This window comes from Hydrogenophaga sp., assembly GCF_051858985.1.
Classification (GTDB): Bacteria; Pseudomonadota; Gammaproteobacteria; order Burkholderiales; family Burkholderiaceae_C; genus Hydrogenophaga.
On record NZ_JBHYGM010000002.1, the window covers coordinates 557461 to 573986 of the forward strand.

15 protein-coding genes are annotated in these 16526 nt (G+C 65.0%); 10 read left to right on the forward strand and 5 right to left on the reverse strand.

The window, feature by feature from the left end; genetic code table 11:
* The first annotated feature begins 8 nt into the window (after nt 1-8).
* Complete coding sequence (gene rpiA, locus ACTIEY_RS09105) at nt 9-680, forward strand: ribose-5-phosphate isomerase RpiA (RefSeq protein WP_439518788.1); 672 nt, start codon at nt 9-11, stop codon at nt 678-680.
* 23 nt (nt 681-703) lie between these two features.
* Here rpiA and ACTIEY_RS09110 read toward each other — a convergent pair whose 3' ends face one another.
* From ACTIEY_RS09110 to ACTIEY_RS09120, 3 genes are all read right to left on the reverse strand, one after another.
* Nucleotides 704-1372, reverse strand: a complete 669-nt coding sequence (locus tag ACTIEY_RS09110; RefSeq protein ID WP_439519431.1) for a DUF4124 domain-containing protein — start codon at nt 1370-1372, stop codon at nt 704-706.
* A gap of 40 nt (nt 1373-1412) precedes the next feature.
* Nucleotides 1413-3494: a M3 family metallopeptidase gene (locus ACTIEY_RS09115; protein ID WP_439518789.1), complete on the reverse strand. Its 2082-nt coding sequence runs from the start codon at nt 3492-3494 to the stop codon at nt 1413-1415.
* A 63-nt stretch (nt 3495-3557) separates the two neighbouring features.
* Nucleotides 3558-4028, reverse strand: coding sequence for a YhbY family RNA-binding protein (locus tag ACTIEY_RS09120; protein WP_439518790.1), 471 nt, complete (start codon nt 4026-4028; stop codon nt 3558-3560).
* A gap of 44 nt (nt 4029-4072) precedes the next feature.
* Between ACTIEY_RS09120 and ACTIEY_RS09125 the strand changes: the two genes are divergently transcribed.
* The 5 genes from ACTIEY_RS09125 to ACTIEY_RS09145 all read left to right on the forward strand — a co-directional run bounded on the left by ACTIEY_RS09125 (nt 4073) and on the right by ACTIEY_RS09145 (nt 9606).
* Nucleotides 4073-4744 carry an RlmE family RNA methyltransferase gene (locus ACTIEY_RS09125; RefSeq protein ID WP_439518791.1) on the forward strand — a complete coding sequence of 224 codons (672 nt, stop codon included), beginning with the start codon at nt 4073-4075 and terminating at the stop codon, nt 4742-4744.
* A gap of 148 nt (nt 4745-4892) precedes the next feature.
* Complete coding sequence (gene ftsH / locus ACTIEY_RS09130) at nt 4893-6806, forward strand: ATP-dependent zinc metalloprotease FtsH (RefSeq protein ID WP_439518792.1); 1914 nt, start codon at nt 4893-4895, stop codon at nt 6804-6806.
* A 72-nt stretch (nt 6807-6878) separates the two neighbouring features.
* Entirely contained in the window at nt 6879-7709 is an 831-nt protein-coding gene (folP, locus tag ACTIEY_RS09135; RefSeq protein WP_439518793.1) for a dihydropteroate synthase, read from the forward strand.
* Between the two features lie 65 nt (nt 7710-7774).
* Nucleotides 7775-9118, forward strand: coding sequence for a phosphoglucosamine mutase (glmM, locus tag ACTIEY_RS09140; protein WP_439518794.1), 1344 nt, complete (start codon nt 7775-7777; stop codon nt 9116-9118).
* Between the two features lie 65 nt (nt 9119-9183).
* Nucleotides 9184-9606 carry a GNAT family N-acetyltransferase gene (locus tag ACTIEY_RS09145; RefSeq protein ID WP_439519432.1) on the forward strand — a complete coding sequence of 141 codons (423 nt, stop codon included), beginning with the start codon at nt 9184-9186 and terminating at the stop codon, nt 9604-9606.
* Between the two features lie 4 nt (nt 9607-9610).
* Here ACTIEY_RS09145 and ACTIEY_RS09150 read toward each other — a convergent pair whose 3' ends face one another.
* Entirely contained in the window at nt 9611-10813 is a 1203-nt protein-coding gene (locus ACTIEY_RS09150; RefSeq protein WP_439518795.1) for an exo-beta-N-acetylmuramidase NamZ family protein, read from the reverse strand.
* Nucleotides 10814-10824: 11 nt separating this feature from the next.
* Entirely contained in the window at nt 10825-11397 is a 573-nt protein-coding gene (locus ACTIEY_RS09155) for a DOMON-like domain-containing protein (RefSeq protein WP_439518796.1), read from the reverse strand.
* A gap of 161 nt (nt 11398-11558) precedes the next feature.
* Here ACTIEY_RS09155 and ACTIEY_RS09160 point away from each other — a divergent pair, with 161 nt between their 5' ends.
* From ACTIEY_RS09160 to ppk1, 4 genes are read left to right on the forward strand one after another with little or no spacing between them, the layout of a single operon-like run.
* Nucleotides 11559-12422, forward strand: coding sequence for a GNAT family N-acetyltransferase (locus ACTIEY_RS09160; protein ID WP_439518797.1), 864 nt, complete (start codon nt 11559-11561; stop codon nt 12420-12422).
* Between the two features lies 1 nt (nt 12423).
* A complete protein-coding gene (locus ACTIEY_RS09165) occupies nt 12424-13341 on the forward strand; it encodes a UDP-2,3-diacylglucosamine diphosphatase (RefSeq protein WP_439518798.1) in 918 nt (305 codons plus the stop codon).
* A gap of 24 nt (nt 13342-13365) precedes the next feature.
* Nucleotides 13366-14433: a glycosyltransferase family 4 protein gene (locus ACTIEY_RS09170; protein ID WP_439518799.1), complete on the forward strand. Its 1068-nt coding sequence runs from the start codon at nt 13366-13368 to the stop codon at nt 14431-14433.
* A gap of 9 nt (nt 14434-14442) precedes the next feature.
* Nucleotides 14443-16524 carry a polyphosphate kinase 1 gene (gene ppk1, locus ACTIEY_RS09175; protein WP_439518800.1) on the forward strand — a complete coding sequence of 694 codons (2082 nt, stop codon included), beginning with the start codon at nt 14443-14445 and terminating at the stop codon, nt 16522-16524.
* Nucleotides 16525-16526: the final 2 nt, after the last annotated feature.

Here is a 16526-nt window from a genome sequence, read left to right on the forward strand (position 1 = left end):
TGTCGCAAATGACCCAAGACGAACTCAAAGCCCTGGTGGGCCAGGCTGCCCTTCAGTACGTGACACCGGGCGATATCGTGGGCGTGGGAACCGGCTCCACGGTCAACAAGTTCATCGAAGCGCTGGCGAGCATCAAGGAGCAGATCCCGGGTGCTGTGTCGAGCTCCGAAGCCTCCACTGCGCGGTTGAGGGCGCTGGGCATTCCGGTCTTCGAGGCCAATGCGGTGGGGGAGCTGTCCGTCTACATCGATGGCGCCGACGAGATCGATGCGGGGGGGCACATGGTCAAGGGCGGGGGCGCTGCGCTCACACGCGAGAAGATCGTGGCGGCGCAGTCCCGACGTTTCGTCTGCATTGCGGACGAATCCAAACTGGTCAAAGTGCTGGGCACTTTCCCGCTGCCCGTGGAGGTGATTCCGATGGCCACCGCCCGATTGGTGCGACAGTTTGCCGCGCTGGGTGGGCTGGCGCAGGTTCGCATGAAGGAAGGCTCACCGCTTGTGACCGACAACGGTCAGCACATCCTGGACGTCACGGGCCTGCAGGTGGCCGATCCCCTGGCCTTCGAAAGCCAGGTGAACCAGTGGCCGGGTGTGGTGACGGTGGGTGTCTTCGCTCACCAGAAGGCCAGTGTGTGCCTGCTGGGCACAGCGGATGGCGTCAAGACGCTCACCTTCTGACCCTCCGGCGTGACAGCCTCGACTCAGAAACGGATACCCGCCGGGTTCGTTGTCGGCGGTGCGACGGGTGTTTCACCCGGCGCAGACAGGGAGCGTCCCTGCGCTGAGGTGGGTGCCGGCGCGGTGGTTTCCTCCCGCCTGACTTCCACCAGCGGGCTGGGCGCTGGCTGGCGGTAGCTCGAAGGCAGAGCGGACTGCTTGGGATAGCCGGCGGCATCCAGGAACTTGGTCCATTCGGTGTCGGAATAGCCCTTGATCTGCTGGCTGCCGATGGTGAGGAAGGGCAGCGACATCTCACCGCTCAATCGCCTGAGGGCTTCGCCGTCGGCCGCGGTGTCGACCGTTTTCTCGGTGTAAGGAATGCCGCGGGCATTCAGCAGATTGCGTCCGCTGTTGCACGGCGCGCAGTCGCGGCTGGCGTAAAGGGTGACCGGATAACGGCTGTTGATCTGTCGCAGTTCAAACGGCAACGCAGCTGCAGGGCTTGGGGGGGCAGCTGGCGTGGCTGAGCTGTTCGGGCGGTTGCTGGCGCCGGCCGCTGGCGGTGGCTGGTCCGAGAAGGAGACCTTTCCATCGGGACCGACGATGCGATAGACGCCCTGCGCGAGGACCGGCCCCGCGAGCACGCAGGCGATCAGGCCAGCGCCCAGCAGCCAGGGCACCGAGCGCCGGGAGAGTGATTCAGCAGGCATCGCGTTCATGACGGCTCCTATCGACAGACTGGGGCGGAAATCAAGCCATGCCCTGGTGACGCAAAAGGGCTTCGATGCTCGGTTCACGACCACGGAAGGCCTTGAAGGAGTCCATGGCAGGCCGGCTGCCACCCGCTTCGAGGATCGCCTGACGGTAGCGGCGCCCGGTCGCGACGTCCAGTGTGCTGTGGCCATTTTGCTGCGCGGCCTCTTCGAAAGCGGCGTAGGCATCGGCGGAGAGCACCTCGGCCCATTTGTAGCTGTAGTACCCGGCCGAATAACCGCCGGCAAAGATGTGGCTGAAGGTGTGCGGCGTGCGGCTGTAAGGCGGTGGCTGCAACACGGCAACCTCGTCGCGCACCTTTTGCTGGAGTGCAAGGATGTCGGCGCCACTGGCGGGCGGTTCAGACTGGCTGTGCAAAAGCATGTCGAACAGGGAGAACTCCACCTGCCGCAGCGTCTGCATGCCGCTCTGAAAGTTCTTGGCAGCCAGCATCTTGTCAAACAAAGCGCGTGGCAGCGGCTCGCCGGTGTCCACGTGGGCGGTCATGTGCTTGAGCACGTCCCATTCCCAGCAGAAGTTCTCCATGAACTGGCTGGGCAGCTCCACCGCATCCCACTCCACACCGCTGATGCCAGACACATCGCGCTCGTTCACCTGCGTGAGCATGTGGTGCAATCCATGACCGAATTCGTGGAAGAGGGTGATCACGTCGTCGTGCGTGAGCAGTGCAGGCCTGCCATTGACGCCCTCGGCGAAGTTGCACACCAGATGCGCCACCGGCGTCTGCAGCTGGCCCGTGTCGGGCCGCAGCCAGCGCGCTCTGACGTCGTCCATCCAGGCGCCACCGCGCTTGCCGGTGCGTGCCGCGGGGTCGAGGTAGAACTGACCCACCAGCTCGGGGCCCTGAGCCCCGCGCCGCTCGATGCGGTAGAACTCGACGCCCGCATTCCAGACGGGCGCCTGGTCGCGGCGTATGGCCACTTCGAACAGCGTCTCGACAATCTGGAACAAGCCCGCCAGTACCTTGGGCGCCGTGAAGTACGGTTTGACTTCCTGCTCGCTGAAGGCGTATCGAGTTTCCTTGAGCTTCTCGCCAATGTAGGTCCAGTCCCAGGCCTGAGGATCCGCGAGGCCCAGTTCCGTGGCGGCGAACGTGCGCAAGTCAGCAAGATCGGTCTCGGCGTGCGGCCGTGCTTTCTCGCCCAGATCGCGCAGAAATCCAATCACCTGCTCTGGTGACTCGGCCATCTTGGGAACGATCGACACGTCTGCGTAGTGACGGTATCCGAGCAAACGGGACTCTTCATGGCGCAGGGCCAGCAGTTCGGCCATGATGCCGGCGTTGTCGAACTTCACGGCGGCACCCTCGGCCTGGTCGCTGGCCCGCGTGGCGTAGGCGCGATACAGCTTTTCGCGCAGTGCGCTGCTGTGGGCGAACTGCATCACCGGCAGGTAGCAGGGCATCTTCAGCGTGAGCTTGTGGCCATCCTTGCCCTCGGCGAGTGCCGCCGCAGCGCTCGACTGCTTCACATCTTCGGGTACGCCGTCCAGCTCTTCGGTGGTGGCGAAAAGCGAGAACGCGTCGGTCGCATCGAGGGCGTTCTCGCTGAACTTCTGCGCCAGTTCGGCCTGACGCTCCTGCAACCAGGCAAACCGCGCCCTGGCCTCGCCCTTCAAGTCGGCGCCGCCCAGCACAAAACCAAGCATGGCGTTGTGGTGCGCACGGGCCTGTTCCGGGTTGAGCGCCGACGCATCCATCGCCTTGTACTTGGCATAGAGCCGCTCGTCGGCACCCAGGCGGGTCCAGAACTCGGTGACCCGGGGCAAGGCTTCGTTGTACGCGGCGCGCAGTTCGGGTGTGTCCGCCACGCTGTTGAGGTGGCTCACGGCCCCCCAGGCACGCGACAAGCGTTCGGTGGGCACATCCAGCGCTTGCGAAATGCTCCGCCAGTCGGCAGGGAACTCCGGCGCAGTGACCTTTTCCAGCGCCACGTCGGCCTCGGCCAGGAGTTCATCGATCGCTGGCGCCACAGATGCAGGCCTGATCTGGTCGAACAATGGCAAGTCCGAGAAGTCGAGCAGGGGATTCTGGGCGTGGGGTTGGGTGCGGTCGTTCATGCGTTCTCAGATGTGGCGCGGTGGATGGAATTCAAGCTGAAAAGGCGTTCGACCCCGGACTCCTCACTGAGCGCTTTTCTTGATGCTTTTCTTCATCACCTTGGCGCGCTTGACCTGCCCACCGGGTGTGAGGCGCTGGTTGCCGAGCACACGGACCACTTTCACCTCGGGCCGCTGGCCGCCACGCTTGCTGAATTTCAGCACCTTGACGTCGCGCGGGCCAGGCATGCGTTCTGCGTCAACCGGCTTTTCCTTCGCCGGCATGGGGCGCCACAGCACGATGAGCTTGCCGATGTGCTGGATCGGGGCGGCATCGAGCTCGTCCGCCAGTGTCTGCATCATGGCTTCGCGCGCTGCGCGGTCGTCGCTGAACACACGGATCTTGATGAGGCCGTGCGCCTTGAGCGCCAGGTCGGCTTCCTTCTTGACCGCGGCGCTCAGCCCGTCGCCCCCGATGTGCACCACGGGATCGAGGTGGTGTGCCTCGGCACGGTGAACTTTGCGCTGGGCGGGAGTGAGTGTGATCTGGGGCATGGGACAATTATCGTTTACAAGCACCGCAGGCGACCCTCATGGGCATGAAAGTCAAGACCCAGAGCAAAAAGGTCAACAAGGCCTGGCTCAACCAGCACGTCAACGACCCTTACGTGCGCCTGGCGCAGAAGGACGGTTACCGTGCGCGCGCCGCCTACAAGCTCAAGGAACTCGATGAATCGCTGGGGCTGGTCCAGCCTGGCCAGTGCGTGGTGGACCTGGGTTCCACACCCGGCGCCTGGAGCCAGTACCTGCGACGCCGACTCAGCCCGAACGGCGCGGCCGTGGGCGAATTGCAGGGCACCATCATTGCGCTGGACCTGCTGCCCATGGAGGCCGTAGAGGGCGTGCATTTCATCCAGGGAGATTTCCGCGAGCCGGAAGTCCTCGCGGCGCTGGAACAGTCGCTGGTGGAGCGTGGTGTGCACCAGGTCGACGTGGTGGTCTCGGACATGGCGCCCAACCTCTCAGGCATCGGCATGACCGATGCGGCCCGGATTTCGGACCTGGTTGAACTGGCAGTCGACTTCTCCGTTCGGCACTTGAAGCCAGACGGTGCGCTCGTGGTGAAGCTGTTCCACGGCGGGGCCTACGATCCGATGGTGGCGCTGTTCCGAAACACCTTTCGCACGGTGAAAGCCGTCAAGCCCAAAGCGTCTCGTGACAAATCCTCTGAAACCTTCCTGGTGGGCATGGGTCTGAAAAGGCCGGATTGATCAGGCCTCCGTCGCCTGGGAAAGCCATTTGGCGGGCAAATGTGCCCTTTGACACAGGCTCGTCACCTTAGGCCGTCAGGGGTACTTGAAAGTCCTAGAATCAGAGGTATATGGGTATGTCTGACACTTTTGTCTCCAGGAGCTGCACTTGAACAACCAGTGGTTCTCGAAAATCGCCGTGTGGATGGTCATCGCCATGGTGCTTTTCACCGTTTTCAAGCAGTTCGACAGCCGCTCCGCCGCGGGCTCGGGCTACATGGGCTATTCGGAATTCCTCGACGAGGTCAAGGCCCAGCGCATCAAGAGCGCCACCATCCAGGAGGGCCAGGGTGGTACCGAAATCGTTGCCGTGACGCAGGACGACCGTCGCATCCGTACCACGGCCACGTACCTCGACCGCGGTCTGGTGGGCGACCTGATCAACAACAACGTGAAGTTCGATGTGCGGCCTCGGGAAGAAGGCTCGCTGCTCATGACCCTGCTGGTCAGCTGGGGACCGATGCTGCTGCTGATTGGCGTCTGGATCTACTTCATGCGACAGATGCAGGGCGGCGGCAAGGGCGGAGCGTTCAGTTTCGGCAAGAGCAAGGCCCGCATGCTCGATGAGAACAACAACACCGTGACCTTTGCGGACGTTGCCGGATGCGACGAGGCCAAGGAAGAGGTGAAGGAAGTGGTGGACTTCCTGAAGGATCCTGCGAAGTTCCAGAAGCTGGGCGGCCGCATCCCCCGCGGACTCCTGCTGGTGGGACCTCCCGGCACCGGCAAGACCCTGCTGGCCAAGGGCATCGCCGGCGAAGCCAAGGTGCCTTTCTTCAGCATCTCGGGTTCGGATTTCGTGGAGATGTTCGTGGGTGTGGGCGCAGCGCGCGTGCGTGACATGTTCGAAAACGCCAAGAAGAACGCGCCCTGCATCATCTTCATCGATGAAATCGACGCGGTCGGACGCCAGCGCGGCGCGGGCCTGGGCGGCGGCAATGACGAGCGAGAGCAGACCCTCAACCAGATGCTGGTGGAGATGGACGGCTTCGAGACCAACCTGGGCGTGATCGTGGTCGCTGCGACCAACCGACCCGACATTCTGGACGCTGCGCTGCTGCGCCCGGGACGTTTCGACCGCCAGGTTTACGTGACGCTGCCGGACATTCGAGGCCGCGAGCAGATCCTGAATGTGCACATGCGCAAGGTGCCGCTGGGCACCGACGTGAACCCGAGCGTGATCGCCCGTGGTACGCCCGGCATGAGCGGTGCCGACCTGGCCAACCTGTGCAACGAGGCGGCGCTGATGGCGGCACGCCGCAATGCCCGTGTCGTGGAGATGCAGGACTTTGAAAAGGCCAAAGACAAGATCTTCATGGGGCCCGAGCGCAAGAGCATGGTCATGCCCGAAGAGGAACGCCGCAACACCGCCTACCACGAGTCGGGTCACGCGCTCATCGGCAAGCTGCTGCCCAAGTGCGATCCAGTGCACAAGGTCACGATCATCCCGCGTGGGCGCGCACTGGGTGTGACCATGAGCCTGCCGGCGCAGGATCGCTACAGCTACGACAAGGACTACATGCTGAACCAGATCAGCATGCTGTTCGGAGGCCGCATCGCTGAAGAAGTGTTCATGAACCAGATGACCACCGGGGCCTCGAACGACTTCGAGCGGGCCACGACGATCGCACGCGACATGGTGATGCGCTATGGCATGACCGACGCGCTCGGCCCGATGGTGTATGCCGAAAACGAGGGCGAGGTCTTCCTCGGCCGTTCGGTGACCAAGACCACCAACATGAGCGAACAGACCATGCAGAAGGTGGATGCCGAAGTGCGCCGCATCATCGACCAGCAGTACAAGCTGGCTCGCGAACTGATCGAGCAGCACAGCGACAAGATGCATGCCATGGCCAAGGCTTTGCTGGAATGGGAAACCATCGACGCCGACCAGATCGACGACATCATGGCTGGCAAGCCGCCTCGTCCTCCGAAAGACTGGACGCCGCGGAATCCTTCCGTGGGAGGCGGTGGCGGCGGCGGAACTGCTGTGACGACCGATCCAGCGCCTTCGGCCGCCTGATCGGACGGTTGAACGGACACACACGGGGCCTCGGGCCCCGTTCCTGTTTTTCGACTGACGTTTTCTGACCCCATGCACTGGCAGACCTCCCGCTTCGACATTGACCTGTCCCTTCCTCGGGTGATGGGGATCGTCAACGTCACGCCGGACTCGTTCTCCGACGGCGGCGAACACGCCAGCACCTTGGCGGCCTTGCGCCATTGCGAGCAACTGCTGATGGAAGGCGCGCACATCCTCGACATCGGTGGTGAGTCGACCCGCCCAGGCAGCCCCGCGGTGCCTCTGGACGAAGAACTGGCCCGGGTGCTGCCGGTGGTTCGCGGGGCAGCCCGTTTGGGGGTGCCCTTGTCCGTGGATACCTACAAGCCCGAGGTGATGCGCGCCGTGCTGGAGGCAGGCGCAGACATCGTCAACGACATCTGGGCCCTGCGCCGACAAGGCGCAGCAGCGGTGGTGACGTCGCACCCTCGATGCGGTGTCTGCCTGATGCACATGCACCGCGACCCGCAGACGATGCAGGTGGCGCCGATGGAGGGCGATGTGGTTCCTCAGGTCGTCGCGTTCCTGCAGGAGCGCGCGCAGGTGTTGACGGAACTGGGCGTGGCGCCCGAACGCATCGTGCTCGACCCGGGCATCGGCTTTGGCAAGACCGTGGCGCAGAACTTCAGCCTGCTGGCACGCCAGCACGACCTGCGCGTGGGTGATCTGGCCTGGCTGGCTGGCTGGTCTCGCAAGTCTTCGCTGGGGCACGCCACGGGTCGCGACAAACCGGCTGATCGGGTGGCGGCCAGCCTGGCGGCGGCGGTGCTGGCGGTGGATCGCGGCGCGCGCGTGGTGCGCGTGCACGACGTGCGGGAAACCGTGGACGCCCTGCGCGTCTGGCAGGCCATGCAAGCCGCTTGAACCTGGGCGCGCCCCGCGATAATGCGTGGGAGACAAAACCCACAACAAATGAGGAAGAGGACCCCATGCCCCGCAAGTACTTTGGCACCGATGGCATTCGAGGCACCGTCGGTCAGCCGCCCATCACCCCGGATTTCGTGTTGCGTCTGGCCCATGCCGTGGGCCGTGTGCTGCGTCGCACGGAAGCGCATCCCAAGGTCCTGATCGGCAAGGACACGCGCATCTCCGGCTACATGCTTGAGTCCGCTCTCGAGTCTGGCTTCAACTCTGCAGGGGTCGACGTGGTGCTGCTGGGCCCGGTGCCCACGCCGGCGGTGGCCTATCTCACGCGGGCGCAGCGCGCCAGCCTGGGCGTCGTGATCTCCGCCAGCCACAACCCTTTTGCCGACAACGGCATCAAGTTTTTCAGTGCGCAAGGTGCCAAGTTGCCCGACGACTGGGAACTGGCGGTGGAGGCAGCGCTGGAGGAGGCGCCGGTCTGGGTGGAGTCGGCGCTCCTGGGCAAATCGAAACGGCTCGACGACGCCGCCGGGCGCTACATCGAGTTCTGCAAGAGCACTTGCGATCACAACTTCACCCTCAAGGGCTTGAAGATCGTGGTGGATGGCGCGCACGGCGCGGCCTACCAGATCGCTCCGTCGGTGTTCCACGAACTGGGCGCCGAGGTCGTGCGCATCGGCTGCGCGCCCGATGGCTTGAACATCAACCAGGGCGTGGGTGCCACGCACCCCCAGGCGCTGCTGGACGCCGTGAAACTGCACGGCGCCGACTATGGCGTGGCGCTGGATGGCGATGCCGACCGCCTGCAGATGGTGGATGCACAGGGCCGGCTCTTCAATGGCGACGAACTGCTGTACCTGATGGCCGCTGACCGCATTGCGCGCGATGAAGACGTGCCCGGCGTGGTCGGTACGCTCATGACCAACAAGGCGGTGGAGGTCGCATTCAAGGCGCGCGGCGTGAAGTTCGTGCGCGCGAAGGTGGGCGACCGCTACGTGCTCGAAGAGATGGAGAAGCACGGCTGGATCCTGGGAGGCGAAGGCTCCGGGCATTTGCTGGTGCTCGACCGCCACACCACGGGAGATGGCCTGGTCTCCGCGCTCCAGGTGCTGCGGGCCTGTGTCGACAGCGGCAAGACCATGGCGCAATTGCTGGCCGACGTGACGCTGTTCCCGCAGGTGCTGATCAATGTTCGGCTGCAAGCTGGCCAGGACTGGAAAACCAACACCTTCCTGATGGAGGAGACCCGCGCGGTGGAAGCCGAACTGGGCGACACCGGGCGGGTGCTGATCCGTCCCAGCGGAACCGAACCCCTGTTGCGTGTGATGGTGGAGGCCCGTGACGCGCGGCAGGCGCAGGCATGCGCCGATCGCCTCGTGGCTGCCGTCCAGGCCCAGGTGGCGGCTTGAATACGCCGACCGTGAACACCGTCCGGGCCAACTACGCGGACCCGCTTCATGCGGCGGCGCTAGTGATGCTGCTCGACGCCTACGCAAGCGACCCGGCCGGCGGCGGCCAGGGCTTGTCGGACTTCGCCAGGGAACATGTGGTGGCGTCGCTGGCCGCCAGGCCCCAGGCTTACAGCGTGCTCGCCTTCGACGGGGACAAGCCCGTCGGGCTCGTCAACTGCATCGAGGGCTTTTCAACGTTCGCCTGCAAGCCCCTGGTCAATGTGCACGACGTGGCGGTTCTGGCATCTCACCGCGGGCGTGGCATTGCCGAGCGCATGCTGGCCGAGGCCGAGACGATCGCCCGCGAGCGTGGAGCGGTGAAATTGACCCTGGAAGTGCTCTCGGCGAACCACGGTGCCGTGCGGCTGTACGAGCGCATTGGCTTCGCTGGTTACCAACTGGATCCCGCCATGGGCACGGCGGTGTTCCTGCAAAAGTGGCTCTAGGCGTTCAGTAGAGCAGGTGGACTTGCCGCTCGGCCGCCCAGGCGGCTTCGTCCCTCGCCGCGGCTTCGTCCAGCGCTTCGGGCTCGGCGGAGACATCATCCACCCATTCCCGCAAAAGCGGCCCGCCGTTGATGAGGTCGATGGCAAGGCGGTCGTGTTCGTACTCGTACGGAAAATCGCGCCACAGAGGGTAGCCGGGTGCTTGCTGCCGCAGGGCGCGAAACGCCAGCGCCTGCAGGCGCCATGGCTTGAAAGCGCGGTGGTCGTAGTGGGTCGGGTCCTCGACATGGATCTGCAGGCCCCGGCACAACTGCCCGACATGCTTGTGGAAAGTGGGCTCGAAGAAGCATTCACGCAGCACGCATCCCTGGAGCCAGTGCGGAGCGAGGCGGCGCATGTCGGTGAGCAACTGGCGCGCGTCCAGGTCGGGGGCGCCGAACAGTTCCAGAGGACGCGTCGTGCCGCGCCCTTCGCTGAGTGTGGTGCCCTCGAGCATCACGGTGCCTGCGTAGGCGCGCGCCATGCTCAGGTTGGCTGCATTCGGGCTGGGGTTGACCCAGGTGCGCTCCACGGGCCAGCCGTATCCGGGTGATGCATCGGGCTGCCAGCCCTCCATGGCGATGACCCGGTACTCCAGATCCAGGCCCAGCGCGGCCATGAACCAGTGGCCAAGCTCGCCCATGGTCATGCCGTGGCGCATCGGCATGGGCCCGGCGCCCACGAAACTCTCCCAGCCTTCGCGCAACGCAAGGCCCTCGATGGGGCGTCCCGCCGGGTTGGGCCGGTCCAGCACCCAGACCGCTTTGCCATGCTGTGCTGCGGCTTCCAGCACATAGCGCAGGGTGGTGATGAACGTGTAGATGCGGCAGCCCAGGTCCTGCAGATCGACCAGCAGCACGTCGAAGCTGTCCAGCATGGCCTGCGTCGGGCGGCGCACCTGGCCGTAAAGGCTGAACACAGGAATGCCCAGGCGTGGGTCGTTGAAGTCGGGCGACTCGACCATGTTGTCCTGCTTGTCGCCGCGCAGACCATGCTGCGGGCCGAACGCGGCGCTCAGCTTCACGTCCGGCAGGGCAGCCAGGGCATCCAGGGTGTGCGTGAGATCGCGGGTGACGGAAGCCGGGTGGGCGAGCAGGGCGACACGCCGGCCGGCCAGCGGAGCACGCAGCGAGGCGTCGTGCAGGAAACATTCAATGCCAATTTTCATGGGGGTTCGGTTCAGGGCAGTGGCGCCGCATGGCGCAGCGCATGGCCGTCGCGGTGGTGGAAATCGGGGCGCTCCAGTGGGTGGTGCAGTGCCCAGTAGCTGCGGTGGCCGGAGAGTTCTTCGATCACCGCAGAGAGGCCAAGGCTGAGCACCGCGGGGCTGCGCGGAAGGGCGGACGAAGGCAGGCGGACGGTGAGCTCCAGGACACGCGCGCTGGCCTGAACCAGCGGCGGGGGCATCAGGACACGGTGCCGGGCTTCGCTATCGGCATCGCGCTGGCGCAGGTCGCTGAAGCGGTAGGCCGCCCATTCGGAGGATGGCGAAAAGTTGAATTCCTGGTAGGCCGTGGCACCGGCGACAGCCACGAAGGCCTCAAAGCACGTGTGCTCCCACAGCCTGTCCGCCGGCACGGGCGCGGCGGGTGCCGGAATGCGCAATGAGGGGATGTCGCCCTCCAGGCGGTAGTGCAGGCGCAGGCCATCGGACCGAGCCCGCACCTCCACAGACAGGGAAAGCGGTTGGCCCGCTGGCGTGGCGGGGTGGCAGCGCAGTTGCGCGCGAAGCAGGGTGGGGCTGGACGTCACAGCTGCGTATTCTGGCAGGCACGGGATGGGCATCCGGAAGTCACCAAATCTTCACGCAGTTGCCACCTGCACGACATCCTGGGTTCGCACACTGCCTGTTCATGACCCAAGCTTCATCCCAAGACACGCCCCGCAAAGGCGCTCAGCCCCAGGAGCCCAGCATGAACGAGCTTCCCATACCCACCCTCGACCTCTCGCTGGTCTCGTTGCCACGGGGGTCGCTTCATCGGCGCACCATCGTTCCTGCGGCGTCCGTGGTGGCGTCGCCGGCCCGTCAACCCGCTTCGGGCGGCATTGAAGTTTCCTGGGCTCGGCATCTGGACGAGGTTCGTGAAGCCCAGCGCCTGAGGCATGCGGTTTTTGCGGGCGAGATGGGCGCCATTCTGTCGGATGCGTTGCCCGGCCACGATGTGGATCTGTTCGACGACTTCTGCGAACACCTGCTGGTGCGCGACGCCACCAGCCGCGTGGTGATCGGAACCTACCGCGTGCTCACGCCCGCCCAGGCTCGCCGCGTGGGCAGCACGTACAGCGACACTGAATTCGACCTCACCCGCCTGCGCGCCGTGCGCGAACGCATGGTCGAGCTCGGACGCAGTTGCGTGCACCGCGACCACCGCCACGGCGGCGTGATCATGGCCCTCTGGGGCGCCTTGGCGGAGTTCATGGTGCGCAACCAGCTCGACACCATGATCGGATGCGCGAGCATTCCCATGCAGCACGAGGGCCCGCACGGCAAGGTGGGCGGTGGACACGCGGCGGCCAGCATCTGGCGCCAGCTGAAGGAAACCCATCTGGCCCCGATCGACTGTCACGTGCGCCCCCGCCTGGCGCTGCCCATCGAACAACTCGACGACACGCTCGATGTCGAGCCGCCTGCGCTGATCAAGGGCTACCTGCGGCTGGGCGCAAAAGTGCTGGGTCCTCCGGCGTGGGATCCGGACTTCAACGCTGCAGACCTGCCCATGCTCATGCGCATCTCCGATCTGCCAGCCCGCTACCGCAAGCATTTCCTGGGAGCGTGACATGGCACCCCCCGCCGCGCTTCGCACGACCCCCCAGGGCGCGGCACTGGCGGACTGGCAAAGCCAGTTCCGCGGTGTCCCGGCCGATGTGGGCGCCGCGCCGCCGCGCGATGACAAGCCCCAGGGCGATGGCGGCGAACGAGCCCGCTACCGGGCGGTGTTCATCTCCGACCTGCACCTGGGCACGGCGGGATGTCAGGCCGGGCCACTGCTGGACTTCCTCAAGCAACACCCCAGCCAGACCCTCTACCTGGTGGGCGACATCATCGACGGCTGGCAATTGCGGCGCCGCTGGTTCTGGCCACAGGCCCACAACGACGTCGTGCAGAAGCTGCTGCGCCGCTCCCGCAAAGGCTGCCGCGTGGTCTTCATTCCCGGCAACCACGACGAGTTTGCGCGCCAGTTCAGCGGGCACCAGTTTGGCGGCATCGAGGTGATGGACGAGGCCGTGCACACCCTGGCGGACGGGCGCCGGCTCTGGGTGGTGCACGGCGACCATTTCGACGGCGTGATCCAGTGCGCGAAGTGGCTGGCCTATCTGGGCGACAACGCCTACGAGTTCACCTTGCGGCTCAACCGGCATTTCAATTCCCTGCGCGCGCGCATGGGGCTGCCCTATTGGTCGCTCTCCCAGTACCTCAAGCACAAGGTCAAGAGCGCGCTGAACTACGTCACCGACTTCGAGCGCGCCGTGGCGGCCGAAGCGCGCCAGCGCGGCTACCAGGGGGTGGTGTGCGGCCACATCCACCGGCCCGAGATGCGTGTCATCGACGGCACGCTCTATTGCAACGATGGCGACTGGGTGGAGAGCCTTTCGGCACTGGTGGAACATTTCGATGGTCGGCTTGAACTCGTCCATTGGCGTCCTTCGATCAGGTCCGAGGCTCACGAAGCACTGACGGAAAGCCTGCCGTCCTGAGCCAAAGAGACGAAGGAGACGCGCATGAAGATCCTCATCGTGACCGATGCGTGGCAGCCGCAGGTCAACAGCGTGGTCACCACCCTGACCGAACTCGTGCGTCAACTCCAGGCCACGGGACACGAGGTGGTGGTGATCCAGCCAGGCCAGTTCCGCACACGCCCCTGCCCGGGCTACCCCGGCATCGATCTCGCCCTCTTGCCCGGAAAGCGCCTGGCGTCGCTTGTCGATGCTGCCGGTGCGGATGCCATCCACATCGCGACAGAGGGTCCTCTGGGTTGGGCCGCGAGGCGCCACTGCCTGCGCCGCAAGCTTCCGTTCACCACGGCTTTTCACACCCGATTCCCCGAGATCCTGCAGGTAGCGCTGGGCATTCCGCTGGCATGGGGTTACGCATTGCTGCGCCACTTTCACCGTCCCAGTGCCGGCGTGATGGTGCCGACACAGGGCGTGCTCGAGATGCTTCAGGCGCGCGGATTTCGACAGCTGCGCGCCTGGACCCATGGCGTGGACACCCGGGTGTTTGCGCTGGCAGACCCTCCGGTCAACAGCGCGGTGCTGGGACCCCTGGCACGCCCGGTCAGTCTGTTCGTGGGGCGCATTGCCCACGAGAAGAACATCGAGGCGTTTCTGCGGCTCGACGTGCCGGGCAGCAAGGTGGTCTGTGGCGTGGGTCCGCTGGAATCGGGATTTCGCCAGCGCTACCCCAATGTGCACTGGCTTGGCGTGCTGTCGCGCCACGAACTGGCCCAGGTCTATGCAGCGGCCGATGTGCTCGTGTTTCCGAGCCGCAATGAGACTTTCGGGCTCGTGATGCTGGAGGCGCTGTCCTGCGGCGTGCCGGTGGCGGCCTTTCCTGTCGATGGACCTTTGCAGGTGCTGGCCGACAGCGGCGCTGGCGCCATGCAGGAAGACCTTCGCGAAGCGTGGCGCGAGGCGTTGAAGGTCAAGCGCTTCGCCGCGCGCCACCGTGCCCTTCAATTCGGATGGGGGAGGGCAGCCGAGCTGTTCGTGTCGTACCTGAGCGTTCAGTCCAGGGCCCGCAGACCTGTGACCAATCTGTCACACAAACGTCATGGGCTCGTTCAATAATCGTCACATATGAGCGGAAACTCCCCCCAGCAGAAGCTTCCCCTGCTTGACCGTGACCACAGCATCCTGGCTTTCAACGAACGTGTCATGGACTGGGCACGCCGGACCGATGTGCCCTTGCTCGAGCGTCTGCGCTACCTGAGCATTGTCTCCAGCAACCTGGATGAGTTTTTCGAGGTGCGCGTGGCGCCCCATCTCACCGCGGCCAAGGCCAACGAGCAGCGCGGTCTCTACACCACCCAGACGTTCGAGGACCTCGCCACCCAGGTGCATGCCCTGGTGGCGCAGCAGTACGCCATCTACAACGAAGAGCTCCTGCCGCTGCTGGAGAAAAAGGGCATCAAGCTGATCTCACACGGCGAGCGAAACGCACGCCAGCGCCGCTGGGTGAAGGAGTTCTTCATCAAGGAAGTGCAGCCCCTGCTCATGCCCGTGGGGCTCGACCCGGCGCACCCGTTCCCGCAAGTGGCCAACAAGTCGCTCAACTTCATCGTCCGGCTCACGGGCAAGGACGCCTTCGGTCGCGAGAATGAAATTGCCATCGTGAAAGTGCCGCGCATCTTGCCGCGGTTCTTCCGCATGCCGCCGGTCAAGGGGTCGAAACAGACGCATTTCGTGTCCATTTCCAGCCTCATCCGCTCCCACCTGGGCGATCTGTTTCCCGGGCGCCAGGTCACCGAATTTTCGCAGTTCCGCGTCACCCGGCATTCGGACCTCGCGGTGGACGAGGAAGAGGTCAAGAACCTGCGCACCGCGCTGCGAAAGGGGCTCCAGCAGCGGCACTATGGCCAGGCGCTGCGGCTGGAAGTGTCCGCTGGCTGCTCGCCTTACCTCTCCAGTTTCCTGCTCGAGCAGTTCGGTCTTCCTGAACTGGCGCTTTACCGCGTGCCCGGGCCGGTGAACCTGGTGCGCCTGAACCAGCTCATCGACAACGTGGATGCGCCAGCGCTGCGCTTCGAGACCTACCACGCCGGCTGGCCGCTTCAGCTCACGCCGGGACAGTCGTATTTCGAACGGTTGCGCCAGGGCGACGTGCTGATCCACCAGCCCTACGAAAGCTTTGACGCGGTGCTGGGTTTCCTGCGCGAGGCGGTGGAAGACCCGGACGTGCTTGCCATCAAGCAGACGATCTACCGCACCGGCGCCAAGTCCGAGCTCATGAACCTGCTGCGCGAGGCGGTGCGCCGTGGCAAGGAAGTCACCGCCGTGGTGGAGCTCAAGGCGCGCTTCGACGAAGAGGCCAACATCAACTATGCCGAGCGCCTTGAGTCCGTCGGAGCGCAGGTGGTGTATGGCGTGGTGGGCCTCAAGACGCACGCCAAGATGCTGCTCGTCACGCGCCGCGAGGCGGGTGGCTTGCGCCGTTACGCTCACCTCTCCACGGGCAACTACAACCCGGGCACCTCGCGCCTTTACACCGACCTGAGCTACCTCACGGCCGACGACGCGCTCACCGCCGACCTCGAGCAGATCTTCCTGCATCTGGCCAGCCAGAACCGCCTGCCCAAACTCAACAGGGCGCTCATTGCGCCTTTCCATCTGCACAAGGCCATGCTCGACAAAGTCGAGGCGGCGGGCGTGGCAGCCAAAGCCGGCAAAGACGCTCGCATCATCCTCAAGATGAACGCGCTGACCGACGAGCCGATGGCGCGCGCGCTGGCCCTGGCTTCACAACAAGGTGTGAAGATCGACCTGATTGTTCGCGGCGCGTGCATCCTGCCCGCGCAAGTGCCCGGTGTCACCGACAACGTGCGCATCCGATCGGTGATCGGGCGACTGCTGGAGCATTCGCGGGTGTTCTATTTCCGCATGGGTGAAGTCGAGGAGCTCTGGCTCTCCAGTGCCGACTGGATGAACCGCAACATGTTGCGGCGCATCGAGCTCGCCTGGCCCGTGACCGACGCGTCGCTGCGCCACCGCATCATGGACGAGTGCCTCTCGGCCTACCTTCACGACACCAAGGACGCTTGGCTCTTGCAGCCCGATGGGCGCTATGTGCCGGCGGGCCAACCCAATGGCGGTCGCCAACGTGCTGCCGTGCTGCACTCGGCGCAGGTCAGCCTGATGGCGCGCTACGGCACCAAAGGCTGACC